General features: G+C 63.6%; 16 protein-coding genes and 1 tRNA gene. 15 read left to right on the top strand and 2 right to left on the bottom strand.

The window, feature by feature from the left end:
• The first annotated feature begins 17 nt into the window (after positions 1-17).
• Complete coding sequence (gene cobA, locus ACZ42Y_RS06920) at positions 18-767, top strand: uroporphyrinogen-III C-methyltransferase (protein WP_058370684.1); 750 nt, start codon at positions 18-20, stop codon at positions 765-767.
• A complete protein-coding gene (locus ACZ42Y_RS06915; RefSeq protein ID WP_464735360.1) occupies positions 752-1,516 on the top strand; it encodes a uroporphyrinogen-III synthase in 765 nt (254 codons plus the stop codon). The genes cobA and ACZ42Y_RS06915 overlap by 16 nt, the downstream gene beginning before the upstream one ends.
• Here the strand turns inward: ACZ42Y_RS06915 and ACZ42Y_RS06910 are convergent.
• A tRNA-Gln gene (locus ACZ42Y_RS06910) sits at positions 1,511-1,586 on the bottom strand. The two genes, ACZ42Y_RS06915 and ACZ42Y_RS06910, sit on opposite strands and share 6 nt — an antisense overlap.
• A 149-nt stretch (positions 1,587-1,735) precedes the next feature.
• Here ACZ42Y_RS06910 and ACZ42Y_RS06905 point away from each other — a divergent pair.
• The 3 genes from ACZ42Y_RS06905 (at position 1,736) to ACZ42Y_RS06895 (ending at position 4,082) form a co-directional block, all read left to right on the top strand.
• Positions 1,736-2,104 carry a hypothetical protein gene (locus ACZ42Y_RS06905; RefSeq protein ID WP_058370686.1) on the top strand — a complete coding sequence of 123 codons (369 nt, stop codon included), beginning with the start codon at positions 1,736-1,738 and terminating at the stop codon, positions 2,102-2,104.
• 224 nt (positions 2,105-2,328) lie between these two features.
• Positions 2,329-3,468: a glycine cleavage system aminomethyltransferase GcvT gene (gene gcvT / locus ACZ42Y_RS06900; protein ID WP_464735359.1), complete on the top strand. Its 1,140-nt coding sequence runs from the start codon at positions 2,329-2,331 to the stop codon at positions 3,466-3,468.
• A gap of 170 nt (positions 3,469-3,638) precedes the next feature.
• Positions 3,639-4,082 (top strand): hypothetical protein, encoded by a 444-nt coding sequence (locus ACZ42Y_RS06895; RefSeq protein WP_464735358.1) that lies wholly within the window; start codon positions 3,639-3,641, stop codon positions 4,080-4,082.
• Here the strand turns inward: ACZ42Y_RS06895 and gatB are convergent.
• A complete protein-coding gene (gatB, locus tag ACZ42Y_RS06890; protein ID WP_464735357.1) occupies positions 4,079-5,530 on the bottom strand; it encodes an Asp-tRNA(Asn)/Glu-tRNA(Gln) amidotransferase subunit GatB in 1,452 nt (483 codons plus the stop codon). The genes ACZ42Y_RS06895 and gatB overlap by 4 nt on opposite strands.
• A gap of 91 nt (positions 5,531-5,621) precedes the next feature.
• On the opposite strand from gatB, the gene ACZ42Y_RS06885 reads away from it, so the two are divergent.
• From ACZ42Y_RS06885 to ACZ42Y_RS06840, 10 genes are all read left to right on the top strand, one after another.
• On the top strand, positions 5,622-6,059 hold the full coding sequence (locus tag ACZ42Y_RS06885; RefSeq protein ID WP_464735356.1) for a cytidine deaminase: 438 nt from the start codon (positions 5,622-5,624) through the stop codon (positions 6,057-6,059).
• 203 nt (positions 6,060-6,262) lie between these two features.
• Positions 6,263-6,691 carry an OB-fold nucleic acid binding domain-containing protein gene (locus ACZ42Y_RS06880; protein ID WP_464735355.1) on the top strand — a complete coding sequence of 143 codons (429 nt, stop codon included), beginning with the start codon at positions 6,263-6,265 and terminating at the stop codon, positions 6,689-6,691.
• A 241-nt stretch (positions 6,692-6,932) separates the two neighbouring features.
• Positions 6,933-9,623: a peptide transporter gene (locus tag ACZ42Y_RS06875; protein WP_464735354.1), complete on the top strand. Its 2,691-nt coding sequence runs from the start codon at positions 6,933-6,935 to the stop codon at positions 9,621-9,623.
• A 198-nt stretch (positions 9,624-9,821) separates the two neighbouring features.
• Positions 9,822-10,913 (top strand): ABC transporter permease, encoded by a 1,092-nt coding sequence (locus ACZ42Y_RS06870; protein ID WP_464735353.1) that lies wholly within the window; start codon positions 9,822-9,824, stop codon positions 10,911-10,913.
• A gap of 32 nt (positions 10,914-10,945) precedes the next feature.
• Positions 10,946-12,436 (top strand): ABC transporter permease, encoded by a 1,491-nt coding sequence (locus tag ACZ42Y_RS06865; protein ID WP_464735352.1) that lies wholly within the window; start codon positions 10,946-10,948, stop codon positions 12,434-12,436.
• A 16-nt stretch (positions 12,437-12,452) separates the two neighbouring features.
• The gene (locus ACZ42Y_RS06860; protein WP_464735351.1) at positions 12,453-13,448 is read left to right on the top strand and encodes an ABC transporter ATP-binding protein; all 996 of its coding nucleotides are present in this window, start codon (positions 12,453-12,455) and stop codon (positions 13,446-13,448) included.
• Positions 13,449-13,464: 16 nt separating this feature from the next.
• Positions 13,465-14,532: an ABC transporter ATP-binding protein gene (locus ACZ42Y_RS06855; RefSeq protein WP_464735350.1), complete on the top strand. Its 1,068-nt coding sequence runs from the start codon at positions 13,465-13,467 to the stop codon at positions 14,530-14,532.
• Positions 14,533-14,605: 73 nt separating this feature from the next.
• On the top strand, positions 14,606-15,190 hold the full coding sequence (locus ACZ42Y_RS06850; RefSeq protein ID WP_058370694.1) for a hypothetical protein: 585 nt from the start codon (positions 14,606-14,608) through the stop codon (positions 15,188-15,190).
• 485 nt (positions 15,191-15,675) lie between these two features.
• Positions 15,676-16,074: a fluoride efflux transporter CrcB gene (gene crcB, locus ACZ42Y_RS06845; RefSeq protein ID WP_201783084.1), complete on the top strand. Its 399-nt coding sequence runs from the start codon at positions 15,676-15,678 to the stop codon at positions 16,072-16,074.
• Entirely contained in the window at positions 16,046-16,387 is a 342-nt protein-coding gene (locus ACZ42Y_RS06840; RefSeq protein ID WP_058370696.1) for a DUF190 domain-containing protein, read from the top strand. Before crcB ends, ACZ42Y_RS06840 begins: the two co-directional genes overlap by 29 nt.
• The last annotated feature ends 23 nt before the right edge of the window (positions 16,388-16,410 follow it).

Here is a 16,410-nt window from a genome sequence, read left to right as displayed (position 1 = left end):
CCGGGGGCTGGCGGGCCGTGCCGGGCTGCGGCAGCGTCTACATAGTGGGAGCGGGGCCGGGAGACCCGGAGCTCATAACCGTCAAGGGCCTACGCCTCATAGAGCAGGCGGATGTTGTAGTGTACGACCGGCTGGTGCCGAGGGAGCTGCTTGACCACACCAAGCCCGGGGCGGAGCTGGTCTACGCCGGCAAGAAGCCCGGAGCCCACGCCATGACCCAGGAGGAGATAAACAGGCTGCTCCTCAAGAAGGCCTGCGAGGGCAAGACTGTTGTGAGGCTGCACGGCGGCGACCCCTACGTTTTCGGCCGCGGCGAGGAGGAGTGCATCTACCTCCGCAGCCACGGGGTCGAGTGCGAGGTGGTGCCAGGCGTCACCAGCGCCATAGCAGGCGCAGCCTATGCTGGGATACCGGTAACAAGCAGGGGGCTCGCCTCAAGCTTCGCAGTGGCCACCGGGAAGGAGGCCCCCGGCAAGCCTAGGAGAATGGTGCGGTACGCCGATATAATGAAGAGCGTCGACACGCTAGTGGTACTGATGGGTGTCGGCACGCTGGAGAAGATAGTGGAGGAGATGCTGGAGGGCGGCATAGACCCGGACCTCCCGGTGGCAGTTGTAGAGAATGCAAGCACTCCCAGGCAGCGCGTCGTCACCGGGAGGCTCCGCGACATAGCCGAGAAAGCCAGGAGGGCCGGGATCCAGCCCCCCGCGGTCATAGTTTTCGGCCCCACGGTGAAGCTGAGGGAGCGGCTTTGGAAGCTGAGCTGAGGAGAAAGCCCTACGTCCTTCTCCTTCGCCCGCCTGGCTCTGAGCCGGGGCGCCTAGCCGAGGTAGCCATTGTAGCCCACATACCCGTCGTGGATCTAGAGCCCCTGCCGGGCGCGGCGGAGAAGATACGGAGCCTGCTCGGCAGCTGCGACTGGGTAGCATTCACAAGCCCAAGGGCCCCCTTCCTCCTCGAGAGCCTAGCCGGGGAGCTGCAGAGGCTCCAGAGGGAGGGCAGTATCCGCGTAGCAGCCGTGGGCCCCAGGACGAAGAGGGCCCTCGAAGCCTTGGGGCTTCGCGTAGACCACGTGCCGAGGGAGTACCGAGGGGCGGCACTGGCCCGGGAGCTGGCGGGGCGGAGGCCAGGCTGCGTCCTTCTCCCCCGCTCGGAGAGGGCGGTGCCAGAGCTGGCGGAGCTGCTGAAGAGGAGCGGTGTCCGCGTCGTCGAGGTGCCCCTCTACAGGCCGGTTGCGTTGGACCCCCTGGCCGGCGCGGCGGCAAGCGTGGCCGATCGGTTCGACTACGTGGTTTTCACCAGCCCGAGCGTGGCCGAGGTGTTTGCCCGCCACTACCCGAGGCCCCGGAGCCCAGGCTTCACCCCGATCGCGATAGGCCCCACCACAGCCAGGAGGCTTATAGAGCTCGGATTCCCGGCGCCGCCCTACCCCGAAGAGTACACCATGGAGGGTGTGGCGAGGATCATAGAGGAGCTGTGGAGTAGGAGGGGGGCCCGCAGCCGGGTTGACTGGTAGCCGGGCGGGGATTCGAACCCCGGTCACGGGGGCCAAAGCCCCGCATCCTTGGCCGCTAGACGACCCGGCTGCCCTCCCCGCGACCCCAAGATCTCATTGGCAGCGGGCCGGGTCTGGCCTTTTCTGGCTACCGCCTCCACGTGGGACGGGGGTGGGCCTAACGCTTAATACAGGCCAAAAGCTGGGATAGTAGAACGACCCCGTGAGGGCCGGAGAACCTTGATACACCACCGTGGCGGCCTGGGCCTCATACTACCCAGCCCCGAGCAGGTTGCCTCCCCGAGCCGCGCCCTTGGCCTCGTGGGGGAGCTAGCCCGCGCCGTCGCATACGCTCACGGCCTCGGCTGGGTCGCAGCCCCGATTGGCTGGTGGAGCCGCCGCCTCTGCCCCGTCCTCGCCGGGCTCGACTGCATGGGCCTAGAGGAGGAGGCGATACCAAGCGTCGCCGACGAGATAGTTGAGGTTGAGGCCGACTCGGCTAGGCCGAGGCACGCCCAGGCCCCGGGTAAGCTCGTGCTGCGCTACTACCTTGACACGCGCCGCGGCCGGGTCCTCTACCTCGGCAGGGCCCTCGCTGCCAAGGCCTAGCATCGGCGGCCGGTACCCCCACCCTACATTACCCCCTAGCCCCTCCTCTAGGGGGAGCCCCGGGCTGTGAGGGCGCCTGGGGGATCCCCCTAGCCCGAAGGGCCATGGCCCCGCCGCGGGGCCGTGGAGATGGGGGGTGGCCCCCTCCCCGAGCCTCACCACAGCCCCGGGGGAGCGGGTTTATCATGAGCCGGCGCCCCGGGGGAGCCTGGTGCAGCTAGGCCTTGGCCGGGCTACGCCGCATCCCCCTCTACGATGTGCATAAGAGCCTAGGGGCTCAGTTCGGCGAGTTCGCCGGCTGGGAGGCACCGATAAACTATACCAGCGTGATCGAGGAGCATGTGGCTGTACGTACTAGCGTCGGCTTCTTCGACCTCAGCCATATGGGTAGGCTGTTTCTCGCCGGGCCCGATGCTATACGGGTGCTCGACAGACTGGTGCCCCGCGACATATCCTCAGAGGAGGGCATGATGGTTGGGCCCACGGCGTTCCTCAACGAGCGGGCAGGCTTCAGGGACGACGTTATGACGTACAACCTTGGCTCTGAAGGCTGGCTTGTTGTGCCGAACGCGGCCAACATAGAGAAGATCTATGCCTGGCTTGAGGGGTGGATAGGCAGGCTCAACGCGCAGGCCAGGGTGGAGGACCATACCATGGACTGGGTGCTATTCGCCATACAGGGACCCAAGGCCGCCGAGCTAATGAGGATGCTCGGTGCCCCAAGCGAGGTGCTCGACCTCCGCATCCTCCGGTTCCGCCGCAACGTGGAGCTGGAGGCCGCGGGCGCCAGGGCGCTCATAGTGTCGAGGAGCGGCTGGACCGGGGAGGACGGCTTCGAGGTAATAGCCGAGGCGGGGGAGGGCGAGAAGATACTCCGCAAGGCGGCCGAGTTGCTCCCCAAGCTCGAGGGGCGGCTGTGCGGCCTCGGCGCTAGAGACAGCCTGAGGATGGAGATGGGCTTCGTCCTCTACGGCCACGAGATAGACGAGGATACGACGCCCGTGGAGGCCCGCTACTGGTGGGTATTCCAGCCCGGGCCCAAGGAGGAGTGCGTCGGCTGCCCGGCGCTCCGCGAGGCCCTCCGCCGCGGCGCCTCGAGGGTGAGGGTGGGGCTAAAGCTGGGCAAGAAGGCCCGCGTAGTGCCGCGCCAGGGGGACAAGGTGTACGTGGAGGATGTAGAGGTGGGCTACGTGACGAGCGGCGCCTACAGCCCGATGCTGCGGAGAAGCCTGGCCCAGGCGTACATAGAGCCGAGCCACGCCCTCATGGGGATGACAGTGGAGGTCGAGAGGAGGGGTAGAAGATACAAGGCCAAGATAGTCGACTTCCCGGTGGTGCAGCCCAGCTCCAGGCCCCCGGCCTAGCCTCCTTCCCTCAGGAGACTGGCGTCTCCCCGGGAGCTATACCCCGGTATCACGGGGATACCCGGCCCCAGGAGGGCTTGGAGCCGTCGCGGCGGCGCCGGGGTAGCACCCGGCTCTACACGGCCCCCTGAGGCTGAACCCCCAGGGATTCTCCCCAATACTCTGTTCGGGTGGGACGCGTGAGCCTCGTACTAGAGGAGCCCGCGGCACTAGAGAGCCTGGCCCACAGCTTCCCGGAAGCCGCCGGGGAGGAGGCCCGGGACGGGCTAGGCATAATACGCTTCATGGCCGACGTGAGGACTGTGGCCGAGGCATTCGTGCTCGGCGGCGGGCTTGAGGGGGCCCGACTGCTCCGCATCCGGGAGGACTATAGGATGGGCGAGATCCCCAGAGCCCGGGTGCTGGTCGAGTTCGAGGGCCTGGTCTTCTACCTCTACGCCAAGCCCTACATCGATGTGGAGGATGTGGACGTGCTGGTGGACGAGGCGGGGGAGCTTGCCGAAAGGCTCGGCGCCGCCGAGGTGGTCCCCGTGGCAGCGGCCTACCAGTTCAGCTACGATGCCGAGCGCTACGCCCGGAGCATAGACGTGGAGACGGTCCGGCTGGGGCTCTAGCCCCCGCCCCTCCGCAGCCTCCCAAGCCTCTCGAGCACCAGGCGCCTGGCCACGGCCGGGTCGGCACGGCCCCGGGTCTTCCTCATAACCATGCCTACAAGGAAGTTGACTGCCTTAGGGTTCCGCAGCGCGTCCTCCACTGCCTTAGGGTTCTCACGGAGCACCTCCTCCACCACCGGCCGGAGCTTCTCCGGGTCAGCTATCCTCCGGAAGCCCAACTCGTCCACGAGCTTCTCGGGGTCAGCCCCCCTCTTGGCTATGTGCTCGGCCATCTCCTTCGCCTGCCTTATGCTTATCACCCCTCTGTCGAGGAGCCTCATCACCTTCGCCAGGTGCTCCGGCTTCACCCTGCGGTACAGCCCCGCCAGGTCGTCGTCCTTAAGCCAGTTTAGCAGGTCGTTCACCAGGTAGTTTGCCATCCTGTCGTAGCTTCCGCTGTACAGCCTGGCAGCGTCCTCGAAGAAGTCGGCAAGCACCTTCCTGGAGACCAGGACCCTCGCCACCTGCGGGCGGAGCCCGTACTGCTTCTCCAGCCTCCGGGCCCTCGCGTCCGGGAGCTCCGGGAGCGTGGCGCGGAGCTTCTCCACCAGCTCCCCGGGTATTGCCACCGGCGGCAGGTTCGGGTCTGGCATGTAGCGGTAGTCCTCCTCCGTCTCCTTGACCCTCGCCGGGAGGGTCACCTTCCTCACCGGGTCCCAGTGCCGCGTCTCCCTCCTCACCCTCCCCCCCTTCAGCAGCACATCCCTCTGCCTCGTTATCTCGTAGGCCAGGGCCCTCTTCACCTCGTGGAAGCTGCCTATGTTCTTCACCTCAACCCTCTCGCCGCCCTCCACGCTCACGTTTGCGTCCACCCTCATCGCACCCTCCAGGCCGCAGTCGCAGGCGCCCAGGTGCTCGAGTATGCTCCTCAGCTTCTCCAGGAACGCTGCCGCCTCCTCAGGCGTCTCAAGGTCGGGCTCCGTGACTATCTCGAGGAGCGCGACGCCGCTCCGGTTATAGTCGACGAGCACGTAGGGGCTGGTGAGGGGGCCGCCGCCGGGGTAGACTATCCTGCCCGGGTCCTCCTCGATGTTTATCCTCCTCAGCCTCACCCTCTTAGACCCCTTAGGCGTATCTATCTCGACGTAGCCCCCGGTGCAGATGGGCTCCAGGTACTGGGTTATCTGGTAGTTCTTCGGCAGGTCCGGGTAGAAGTAGTGCTTCCTGTCGAACCTAAGCATCCGTGCAACGCTGCCGTTAACCGCTAGGCAAACCTGAATAGCCTTCTCTACAGCCTTCCTGTTCACCACCGGCAGCGCGCCTGGGAGCCCGAGGCAGACGGGGCAGACGTGCGTGTTAGGCGGCGCCCCCCGGTAGTCGGCGCTACAGCTACAGAACAGCTTAGTCTTCAGGCTGGTCAGCTGTACGTGCACCTCAAGCCCTATAGTAGCTCTGGCCTCGCTCCCCATACCCCGGCGCCCCTACTCGCGTGGCCTGGGGGGCAGCGCTGGTCTTTGAACCCTCCCTGGGTCCAGGGGTTTGCTCGAGGGGTGGGGCCGGGTGGGCCAGGCCAGGGACCCCGCGGAGAAGCTTATCGAGGCGGCGATGAGGGTGCTGCCTAACAGCTACGCGCCCTACAGCGGTGTCCACGTGGCGGCCGCGGTGGAGGCAGAGGACGGCACAGTCTACACCGGGGTTAACGTGGAGAACGCCAGCTACGGGCTCACAGTCTGCGCCGAGAGGGTAGCGGTGGCAGCCATGGTGACTGCCGGCCGCAGGAGGGTGAAGAGGATGGTCATTGTGGCCGACACCAGGGAGCCCCTCCCGCCCTGCGGCGCCTGCCGCCAGGTGCTCGCCGAGTTCGGGGACCCGGGCACACTGGTGGTATCCATCTCCGCGGCCACCGGGGAGAGGAGGGAGTGGAGGCTAGGCGAGCTGCTCCCCCACGCGTTCACAGCCAGGCAGCTGCCGCGGAGGGGCTTGGACGCCGCTCCCTAGTCCCTCCTCCGCAGCGGCCCCTCTCGGCCCCAGGGGGCCTCGGGACAGGCCGGCCTCCCCACAGCCCCCGTGGCCCGCAGCCCCCGGAGCCATGGCATATAGCCTGCCCCCGGCGGGGCCGCTACATTTAAAAGCAGGGGAGATGCTCCGTTCCACTCGTTAAGCGCGCTAGGCGCGCCCGTAGCGTAGAGGAGATCGTATCCATGTCGGAGGAGCGTAATAATATTGTAAAAATATCCGAGCTCAAGCCTGGAATGAACAACGTGAGCGTCCGCGTCCGCGTCCTCGAGGCCGAGGCGCCCCGCACGGTGAACACCCGGAGGGGGCCCCGGACCATAAGTGAGGCTGTCGTCGGGGACGAGACCGGCCGCACCAGGCTCACCCTCTGGGGCCATGCAGCCGGCAGCCTCAAGCCCGGCGACACGGTCGAGATCTCCGGGGCCTGGACCACAGCCTACCGGGGCCAGGTCGTCCTAAACGCCGGGGGCCGCGGCAGTATAAGACGCGTGGACAGCGAGAGCCTCCCAGCTGAGGACGAGATACCCGAGGAGACCCCCAGGGCGCCGGAGGACTGGAGGCCTCCGCGCCGCCAGGGCGGCTACCGCGGCCGCGGCTACAGGCCCCGCTTCTAAGCCTCCAAAGCCCCTGCACAGCGGCTCGATCCATGATCCTCGTTTTTGCAGCCCCTCCTTCCCAGCTCCTCCAGGCCCTCCAGGGCTCCCGGTAGCACCCGCTATGCCTGCGATGGAGCCCTCCCGACGGGCTGGAAGCAGTCTCGTCGATAGCTAGCAGCGCCGCCGAGCAAGTATCTTTATAAAGTCGGGGAGCCTTATACCACCAACGACATGGTTAGCTCCAAGGGTGAAGCGGGCCGTGAAGCATAGGAGTATTGTCGCGTTCTTCGTCGTATCCCTCTTCCTGCTGCCAACCATCGCCTCGCTGACCCCCGCGGCGGCTCAGCAGGCCAACCAGCCTGTGGGCCAGCCGCCGGTCGAGATAGTGTTCAAGAGCGTCACCGACCAGACGGCCGGCATCATCGAGGTGGCTAAGGGCGATGCCGACGTATTCCTCTGGAGCCAGCCTCTAAGCAACTACAAGAACGTGCCCAAGGACCTCATGAATAACCTCGCGCTGATACCCTCCGGCTCAGTGTTCGTGGACATAGCGCTGAACCCCGCCTCCAACGTCTACGACTCCAAGAAGCCTGGAGTGGTACAGCTCAAGGATAGGAACATCACCGGGCAGAGGATACCCGGCCTCGTCTACCTCAACGCAGACAAGGTGACCGGCAGCAACTGGGTAGACATAAACAAGGTGGCGCCCGACGACCACAACATAAAGTTCAACCCCTGGGGCTACTGGAAGATAAGGCTAGCCCTAGAGTACCTGATAGACAGGAACTTCATAGTGCAGAGCATCTACCAGGGCAGCGCCGTCCCCATGCTCACCGCCCTGCTGCCCACCCACGGCGACTACGGGTTCGTGCAGGACATACCCGAGAGCATGGGCATATCAGCGGCCGCCGACGTGCAGAAGGCTGTCAAGCTCTTCAACCAGGCTATAGACGAGCTCAACAAGACGTACCAGCAGTACGGCTACAAGCTATACTACAAGACCGTTAACGGGAAGAAGGTGCTCTACTTCAAGTACCCCGACGGCTACGAGGAGCCCGTGACAGTGAACTTCCTGATACGTATCGAGGATGAGAGGCTGCAGATAGGCCGCCAGATAGCCAAGTGGATAGAGGACTACTTCGGCATCAAGGTGAACAGGATAGAGAGGGAGAGGAGCGTAGTAACCCCCGTGGTGTACGGCCAGAATCCGATAGACACGAGCAAGACCCTGGGCAACGTGATGTGGAGCATGTACACCGAGGGCTGGGTGTCAACCGGCGAGGAGCCTGCCTACTGGCACGGCCGCGGCAGCGCGGCCTTCTTCTACGCGCCGCTTCTAGGCTACGGCCCCAACCACCGCGTGACCAGCTGGTGGTACTTCTACAACCCGTGGGCCTATGAACTCGGTAAGAAGCTGTTCTTCGGAGCCTATACGCCGGACCAGAAGCAGCAGCTGATAAACGATATACGCGCCATGGTCAAGTGGGGCCTCGAGCAGTCCATACGCGTATTCATAGCCCAGAGCCTCCAGTACTTCGCGGTTAACAAGAACCGCGTGACCTACAGCATATACGGCGCCATATCCGGGCTCTGGACGCCCTGGGCCCTGAGGACAATACGTACCGTGGACGGCAAGCTAACCATACTAGAGTATTCGAGCCAGGGCGCCCTCTTCATGAGCGCCTGGAACCCTGTGCTAGGCTTCAACGACATCTACAGCAACGTCATATGGAACCTGATACATGACTTCTCCATGTACAACCACCCGGTAACCGGCATGCCCACGCCGCTGCGCGCAACCTGGGACGTGAAGATCGGCAACATAACCGTGCCCGAGGACGCCATGGTGTATGATCCCGTGGCCAACAAGTGGATAACCATCGGCGAGGCTATAGCCGAGAATAAGACCTACATACCCGGCGTCAGCGACCTCATCGAGAGCGGCGGCAAGGCCAAGGCGGTGGTGGTGTTCAACTACAAGCTCGGCAAGTGGCACGACGGCAGCAAGATGACGCTAGCCGACATCCTCGGCAGCCTGGCCTTCGACTACGAGTGGGCGTTTAACGACACCAAGGTGACCGGCAAGCCCGACCCCTACTACGACCCCGAGATCGATAGCGCTGTCACCCCAGCTCTAGCCAACATATTCGGCATAAAGATAATCAACGACACAGCTGTAGCCATCTACACCCCCTACGTCGACGTGGACCCGGCGCTGATAGCAAGCCAGGTCGACATATGGCCCACGGTGCCACTGCACCTACTGCTAGCCATGGAGAAGGCCGTGGTAGAGGATCCCGGCGGCACCAACTACGGCTGGACCACGAGAGAGGCTACTCACGAGCGCGCCATAGACATGCTGAAGGACGGCAAGGTGATAAAGCAGATGGCCCTAGAGCTGAAGGGCAGCAAGGTGGCCTACCTCAACGGGCTGAACCTGCCCTTCAACCTCGACGAGAGGGTAGAGTACCTAGCAAAGTTCATAGACACCTACGGCCACGCCGTGGTGTCCAACGGCCCCTACATGGTGGTGAGCTACAACCCCTCGGCCAATGAGCTGGTGCTAAAGGCGTTCAAGGACTACCCGCTGCCCAGAGGCTACATACCCAAGCAGCTGCTAGAGGTAACCCACAACAACGTGTTCTACAACCCTGCACCGCTGAAGACCACGACCCAGGGCACCACAGCCACAGCTACGACAGCCACGACTACGACGACTACGACTCCGACCGCTACAACAACCACCATGACCACAACTACTCAGACTACCAAACCCGCTACAACTACGACCCAGACCACAGCACCGCCCACCCAGACCACCAGTGCTGCTGCCACCAGCACAGCGGCAGCCACGAAGCCTGGCGGCATATCAGCCGGCACAGCTGCGGCAATAGTAATCATAATAATACTGATAGTTGCTGGCGCCAACCTAGCGTTAAGACGCAAGTAGCCCTCCGCCACGATACCAGTTTTTAAGTTTACAATAAGTTATCTGCTTACCCTAAATACCTGTTTTAGCCTCTTTTCCCTATGCTATGCTTTAGACGATGTTTTAGCCCATAGTTGATACCGTGCCTGCTCTGGGCTCACCTGGTGCCCAAACTTATAAGCTAAGACCAGGACGCCCTCCCCGGGGCTGGGCAGCAGCATGGCCGGAATCGGCCGCTTTATAGCGGCTAGACTGCTTAATGCATCAATCACTCTAATTGTCGCGCTCGTCTTCATCTCCACCATATACGCTGTCTACAGCGTTAAGGAGAAGCAGGCCGCTGTAGAGGAGCAGTACGTGTTTATGGCGCGGCAGCTCCAGCAGAAATACAAGGATCCCCGAGAGCTGCAGGAGGCTCTCAAGAAGCTCAAGGAGTCCCTGATGCGGCAGTACGGTGTAACCGGCTCCTTCTACCATGACGTGATCAATGATGTTAAGAGGCAGTTGCTGGCAGTGTTCACATTCGATTTCGGCACGTCGAGGAACCGTTACTTCGGCACCACGGATATAGGCGAGCAGGTCAAGATAGCTCTCAAGAACACGGTTATACTCTTCACAACAGCTACAATCATAACGTCGATAATAGGTATTCTCCTGGGCCTCTACATGGCCCGCAAGCCGGGCGGCGTCCTCGATAGGACCGTCTCGATCCTCGGCATGGTGTCCTGGAGTCTTCCCACCTGGTGGGTAGGCATACTCTTCCTCCTCATATTCTCCTTCTACCTGGGCTGGTTCCCGACGCAGGCTAAGGAGGTCTACGCAGCTCTCCAGGCTATACCCGAGAACCTGCCCCTCTACACCAGGCTCTTCCTGGAGCTGAAGACGTGGCTCTACTACATGGCCCTACCGCTGATAACCATTGTTAGCGTGAGTGTAGGCGGCTGGGCCTATGTTGTGCGCACCATAGTGCTCGAGACTATGCAGCAGGACTTCGTCATAGCGGCCCGCGCCAGGGGGCTGCCCGAGAGACGCGTCATCTACGGCCATGTGCTGAGGACCAGCAGCCCTCCGATAGTGGCTAATGTCGCCCTGTCCCTGGTGGGCTCGTTCGGCGGCGCCATTATAACCGAGACCGTGTTCGGCTGGCCCGGCATGGGGCTACTCTACTGGGTTGCCCTGCTCAATAGCGAGGTAAACGTGCTGATAGCCACTACAGCGCTTGTCGTGATACTGTTCGTGGCTCTCGTGTATACTCTCGACTTCATATACATGCTTCTCGACCCGCGTGTCCGCACCCGTGAGACGGTTTAGCGGCGGTGCTCCGAGGCTAGGGGTGGCCCGGCATGGGGCTGGCTGAGCGCGTAAAGGGCGTGTGGGACGAGTATAAGCGCGATAAACTGGGGATGCTCGGGCTAGCCCTCCTATTGCTCTTCGTATTTGTGGCTGTAGCTTTCCCGCTGATAGGCGACGAGGAGGTTATCAAGAACTGGGATAACTACGAGTACTTCCGCTTCTACCCGAAGGCTGTCCCGCCCTGCTGGGCCTCGGTGCTCACGGGCGAGGAGTACACGCGTACCATAATTACTGGTGGTGAGCCGGTCAAGGTTCTAGCCTCCAGGGGGTTTGACAAGCAGCTGGGCATGCCGTATGTAAACGTGACTATAGAGGTCCCGGTGGATGTGACGGGCACTAAGCCGCCCAGCGACGTGCTTCTGAAGGCGCATGTCTTCTATAATTCGTCGAGCCAGCCTATCTATGTGACCGAGCTCGGGATAGTGAGGCCCGATGGTAAGCGCTTCTATCTCGTGCCCCCGGGCTCCCGGGAGCCGGTAAGCAGCGTGTTCAGCGGGCTTCCCAGCCGCCACGCTAACCTAACCACCGTACTGAGCTTCAGGACGCTGACCCAGAACCAGCTCCTAGTACTCAGGCATGTGCTGCCCGAGCTGCAGCGGATGGGGCTGCAGGTCAGCTTCGTGGATGTCCCCTCGATAGTATTGTCGCTGTTCGACGCCCTCTACGCGAAGGACATGGCCGCCGCGCTGCAGGGCAACTCCACTACTGCGCTTAAGGGCCGCTACTGGTGGGTGGTGAAGCTCCAGGGCTACAACGCCACCATAGTGTTTAGGCCGGAGAAGCTCGCCGTCATAGGCTCCTGCTACGGCCTCATGGGCACCGACAACCAGGGCCATGACCTCTGGCAGGGCCTTCTCTACGGCACCCGCTGGGCCCTTATAGTCGGCCTGCTGGCGAGCGGCCTCGCGATCATACTGGGCGCCATCTACGGCACCATCGCGGGGTACTTCGGAGGCGCTGTAGACACCGTGATGATGGGGATAGCCTACATCGTCTACTCGCTCCCGGCCCTGCCCCTGCTGATCCTGCTCGCGGCGCTCTTCAGACCCAGCATATGGCTGATAATCTTCATGCTTGTCGCGTTCGGCTGGCCCGGCGTGTCGATAATCACCAGGTCTATGTCCCTGCAGATCCGGGCGGAGCCCTACGTGGAGGCGGCGAGAGCGCTGGGTGCCAGCACGAAGCGCATACTCTTCCTCTACGTTATGCCGCAGATACTGCCCTACGTCTTCGCCTCTATAGCGCTCGGGGTGCCCGGCGCGATAATAACTGAGGCTTCGCTGAGCTTCCTCGGCGTCGGCGACCCGTCCAAGATAACGTGGGGCCGCATACTCCACGAGGCTGAGGCCGCTAACGCGGCGCTGAACGGCTACTGGTGGTGGGTGGTGCCGCCGGGCCTTGCAATAGCCCTCATGGGGCTCTCGTTCATATTCATAGGCAGTGCGCTCGACCGGATACTGAACCCCAGGCTTAGGAGGTAGCGTGGTGGCCAGGGGGATGGCGCTTCTCGAGGTACGGGACCTGAAGGTCTACTACTACACGCTCCGCGGTGTAGTGAAGGCAGTTGACGGCGTCTCATTCGACCTCGAGAAGGGCGAGGTGCTGGGGATAGCCGGCGAGAGCGGCTGCGGTAAGAGCACGCTCGCCTGGGGGCTCCTGGGGCTCGTCCCTCCCCCAGGCCGCATCGTCGGGGGTAGCGTGAAGCTCGAGGGCCAGGAGCTCACCAGGATGAGCGAGGCGGAGCTGCGTAGGAAGATACGCTGGAAGCGTATAAGCATGATATTCCAGGGCGCTATGAACGTGCTCACGCCCGTCTACACGGTGGGCCGCCAGATAGTGGAAGTGCTAACTCTCCACGGAGGCTACAGTGAGGAGGAGGCCAGGCAGAGGGCCCACGAGCTCCTCGAGAGCGTCGGGCTGGACCGCTCCATATTCTACCGCTACCCCCACGAGCTGAGCGGGGGCCAGAAGCAGCGCGTCGTCATAGCGATGGCCCTAGCCCTGGAGCCCGACATAGTGATAGCCGACGAGCCTACAACAGCGCTCGACGTGGTTGTGCAGGCCCAGATACTCAACCTCATGAAGAAGCTGCAGAGGGAGAAGGGCATAAGCATAATAATAATAAGCCACGACCTCGGCGTGATAGCCGAGCTTGCAGACAAGGTAATGATAATGTACGCGGGCAAGGCCGTGGAGTATGGGAGCGCGGAGGATGTGTTCTACCGGCCACGCCACCCCTACACCTACCTGCTGCTAGACTCCTTCCCCAGGCTCCACGGCCCCAAGCGGCTCCGCTACATCCCCGGCCAGCCGCCGGACCTCCGCCGCCCGCCGCCGGGCTGCCGCTTCGCCCCCCGATGCCCCCTGGCGGAGGAGCGGTGCCGCAGGGAAGAGCCCCCGCTCATGCCCTACGAGCCGGGCGGGCCCGGCCACTACGTGGCCTGCTGGCTCGCCGGGACGGCGGCGGAGAAGCTTAGAGAGGCAGGGCAGTAGAGGGGGCGACGAGGCCGTGCCGGAGGAGGTTGTCCAGGTAGAGGACCTCCACGTCTGGTTCCCCCTGCGCCGCGGCCTCGCCGACATACTGAGGCGTAGGCCCAGGCGCTACGTGAGGGCGGTCGACGGCGTATCCCTCAGCCTCGCGGAGCGCGAGGTCCTCTGCCTGGTGGGCGAGAGCGGCTGCGGCAAGACGACCACCGGCCGGGCCCTCCTGGGCCTCGTGAAGGCCACCCGGGGCCGCATACTCTTCAAGCCCTCCCCCAGGCTGGCGAAGATAATGGAGGAGAACGGTGTCAGCCTCGAGAACGGCTACGTGGATATAACGAGGCTCAGGGGCAGGCTACGGCGGGCTGTAAGGCGCGAGATACAGATGGTCCAGCAGGACCCGTACAGCAGCCTCAACCCGAGGTATACGATACGCTACACGCTCGAGGAGCCCCTGATAATACACCGTATAGGCGACGAGGAGACGCGGCTCAAGAAGGTTAGGGAGATGCTTGAGGCGGTCAAGCTCGTGCCCGCCGACGACTTCCTGGACCGCTATCCCCACCAGCTCAGCGGCGGGCAGCGCCAGAGGGTTGCCATAGCCAGGGCCTTCATACTGGAGCCCAGGCTGGTGGTTGCGGACGAGCCCGTCTCCATGCTGGACGTGTCTATAAGGGCTGAGATACTGGAGCTGCTCCTCAAGCTCCGCAACCGGTACAACACGGCGATACTCTTCATAACGCACGACCTGGCAGTGGCCAGGTATATCTGCGACAGGATAGCAGTAATGTACCTGGGCAGGATAGTGGAGATAGGCCCGACGGACAAGGTGATCGAGGAGCCCCTCCACCCATACACCCGGGCGTTGGTGGCAGCGATACCCGAGCCGGACCCGGCAAACAGGAAGAAGCTCCGCACCATCCCGATAAAGGGCGAGGTGCCCAGCGCCGTGAACATACCGGCGGGCTGCCGGTTCCGCCCCCGCTGCGTAGCCTACGACAGGCACCCCGAGGTCCGGCCGCGCTGCGAGAAGGAGGAGCCCCCTCTCATAGACATGGGCGGCGGCCGCAGGGTGGCCTGCTGGCTCTACGCCTAACCCCCGGCCCGGTGTTACTTTCCCGAGGCCCGCTAGTGGCCTCCAACCCCTTATCCCGGGACCGGGGAGAGCTGTGTCGTACTCCAGGCTCCTGCTGGCACTAGGCTACCTATCAGCCCCCTTCGCCGGCCCAGGCTCGGCTGTGCTGACAGCCGCGGGCTGGCTCTCCTACGGGACCGAGTCGAGGCGGCCACTCTACACCGGTATAGGCATGGCGGGCCTCCTGGGGGTAGCGGCGGTGCTGGCGGACTACTACGGCAGCGGCCACGGCCTGGCGGAGGCCGGCGGCACGGTGCTACTCCTCTACAGCGCCCTGAGCGTCGTAGCCCTCTGGACCCTGGGGATAAGGGCCGGCAGCACCCCCCTCAAGGCCGCGGCGGCGCTCCTAGCCATGTCGCTGCTCCTAGCAGTCTCCGGCGCCAGCAGCGTGGACGCGGCGACCAGGGCCGCCAGCGGGGGTGTGGTCGACTGGGGCGGCGTGGTCTGGGCCAACCAGGCGGCCCAGGGCCTCATATCAAGGATTGGGGGCGCAGCCGCCCTCGCCAAGCTGCTGGCCGCGGCTGGCGCGGTGCTGGCGAGCGTGGGCTTCCTCTCCCTGGGCGAGGCCCAGGCACGGGGAGGCAGCGAGGAGACCATATTCAGCCTAGGCACCTACTAGCAGTGTCCCGCCCCCCGGGGAGAAACCCTTATCCAGTGAAAGGCTTTTAGACGCGGCCCCTCATTCCTAACCCTGTTCTTTACTATTTCCTGGCGGCACTCGCTGGCCCGCCCGCGAGGCCGCCGCGCGGCGGTCTCTGTGAGCGGGCCTCGGCTCGGCGTGGCTCAGCCGTCCGCCGCCCTCCTGCCTCCACGCTCCTTCCTCTCAGCGTGCAGGCTATACGCGAGCCCGCCGAGGACTATGGCGAGGCTCAGCGCCAGCACGGCCTGCAGCATCATGTCTCCCTCGCACCCTTATACTAGTGGGCTCGGCTTCCCCCTCTCATAAATGGTGGTCCAATCCCCATCCTGGGCCGGTTCGACTATAGTCGAGCCCCGCTAGGTCCAGCCTCCCAGGACGGCGGTGACCCACATTATCTATAATCCTGTAAACAACGTGAAATGCCTCCAGGCCCCCGGGCTGCTGGGCCCAGGGGTAGCCGGGCGGTGCTGCGGGAGACCCTGCTGGTGGCTCTGGGGGGAGCCCTAGGGGCTGTGGCGAGGTGGCTCTTCTCCAAGGCCATCCAGGCGGGCCACGAGTTCCCGGTGGGCACGCTGGCGGTAAACGTGCTCGGCTCCATCCTCCTGGGCTTCGTGCTCGAGGCATCGCTGCTCTACGGTGTGTTCACTAGGGACCAGCGCCTCCTAATAGCCACGGGGTTCGCGGGCGCTTTCACAACCTTCTCGACGTTCATGTATGAGAGCTTCTCCCTGGTAAGGGAGCATGAGGGGCTCCAGGCGCTGGCCTATGTAGCGCTGAGCCTCGGCCTGGGGCTCGCAGGTATATACCTAGGGGCTGTGCTAGCGAACATGGTGTATGGGCGTGGCACGCTGGCTACGCCTTAGGATCTATATAGGCGAGTCCGATCGCTATAGGGGCAAGCCCCTCTACATGTACCTCCTAGAGCTCTTCCGAAGCCGCGGGATGAGGGGCGCTACAGTGTTCCGCGCGCTGGCCGGGTATGGGAGGCATAGCGTGATCCACTCGCCCCATGTGCTGAGGCTCTCTGAGGATCTTCCCCTGGTGGTGGAGGTTGTCGATGAGGAGGAGCGGGTGAGAAGGGTGCTGGAGGAGGTGAAGAAGGTTGTTAGGGAGGGCCTCGTTACGATCGAGCCTGTCGAGGTAGTGTTCTATGGCAGCCATAGAGAGGAGGGCTGAGAATGGCCCTGTAGGCTCTAAAA

It is taken from the genome of Pyrodictium brockii (assembly GCF_055379715.1).
Note: the sequence above shows the minus strand (reverse complement) of the source record. Positions and strands in the feature narration are given on the sequence as shown.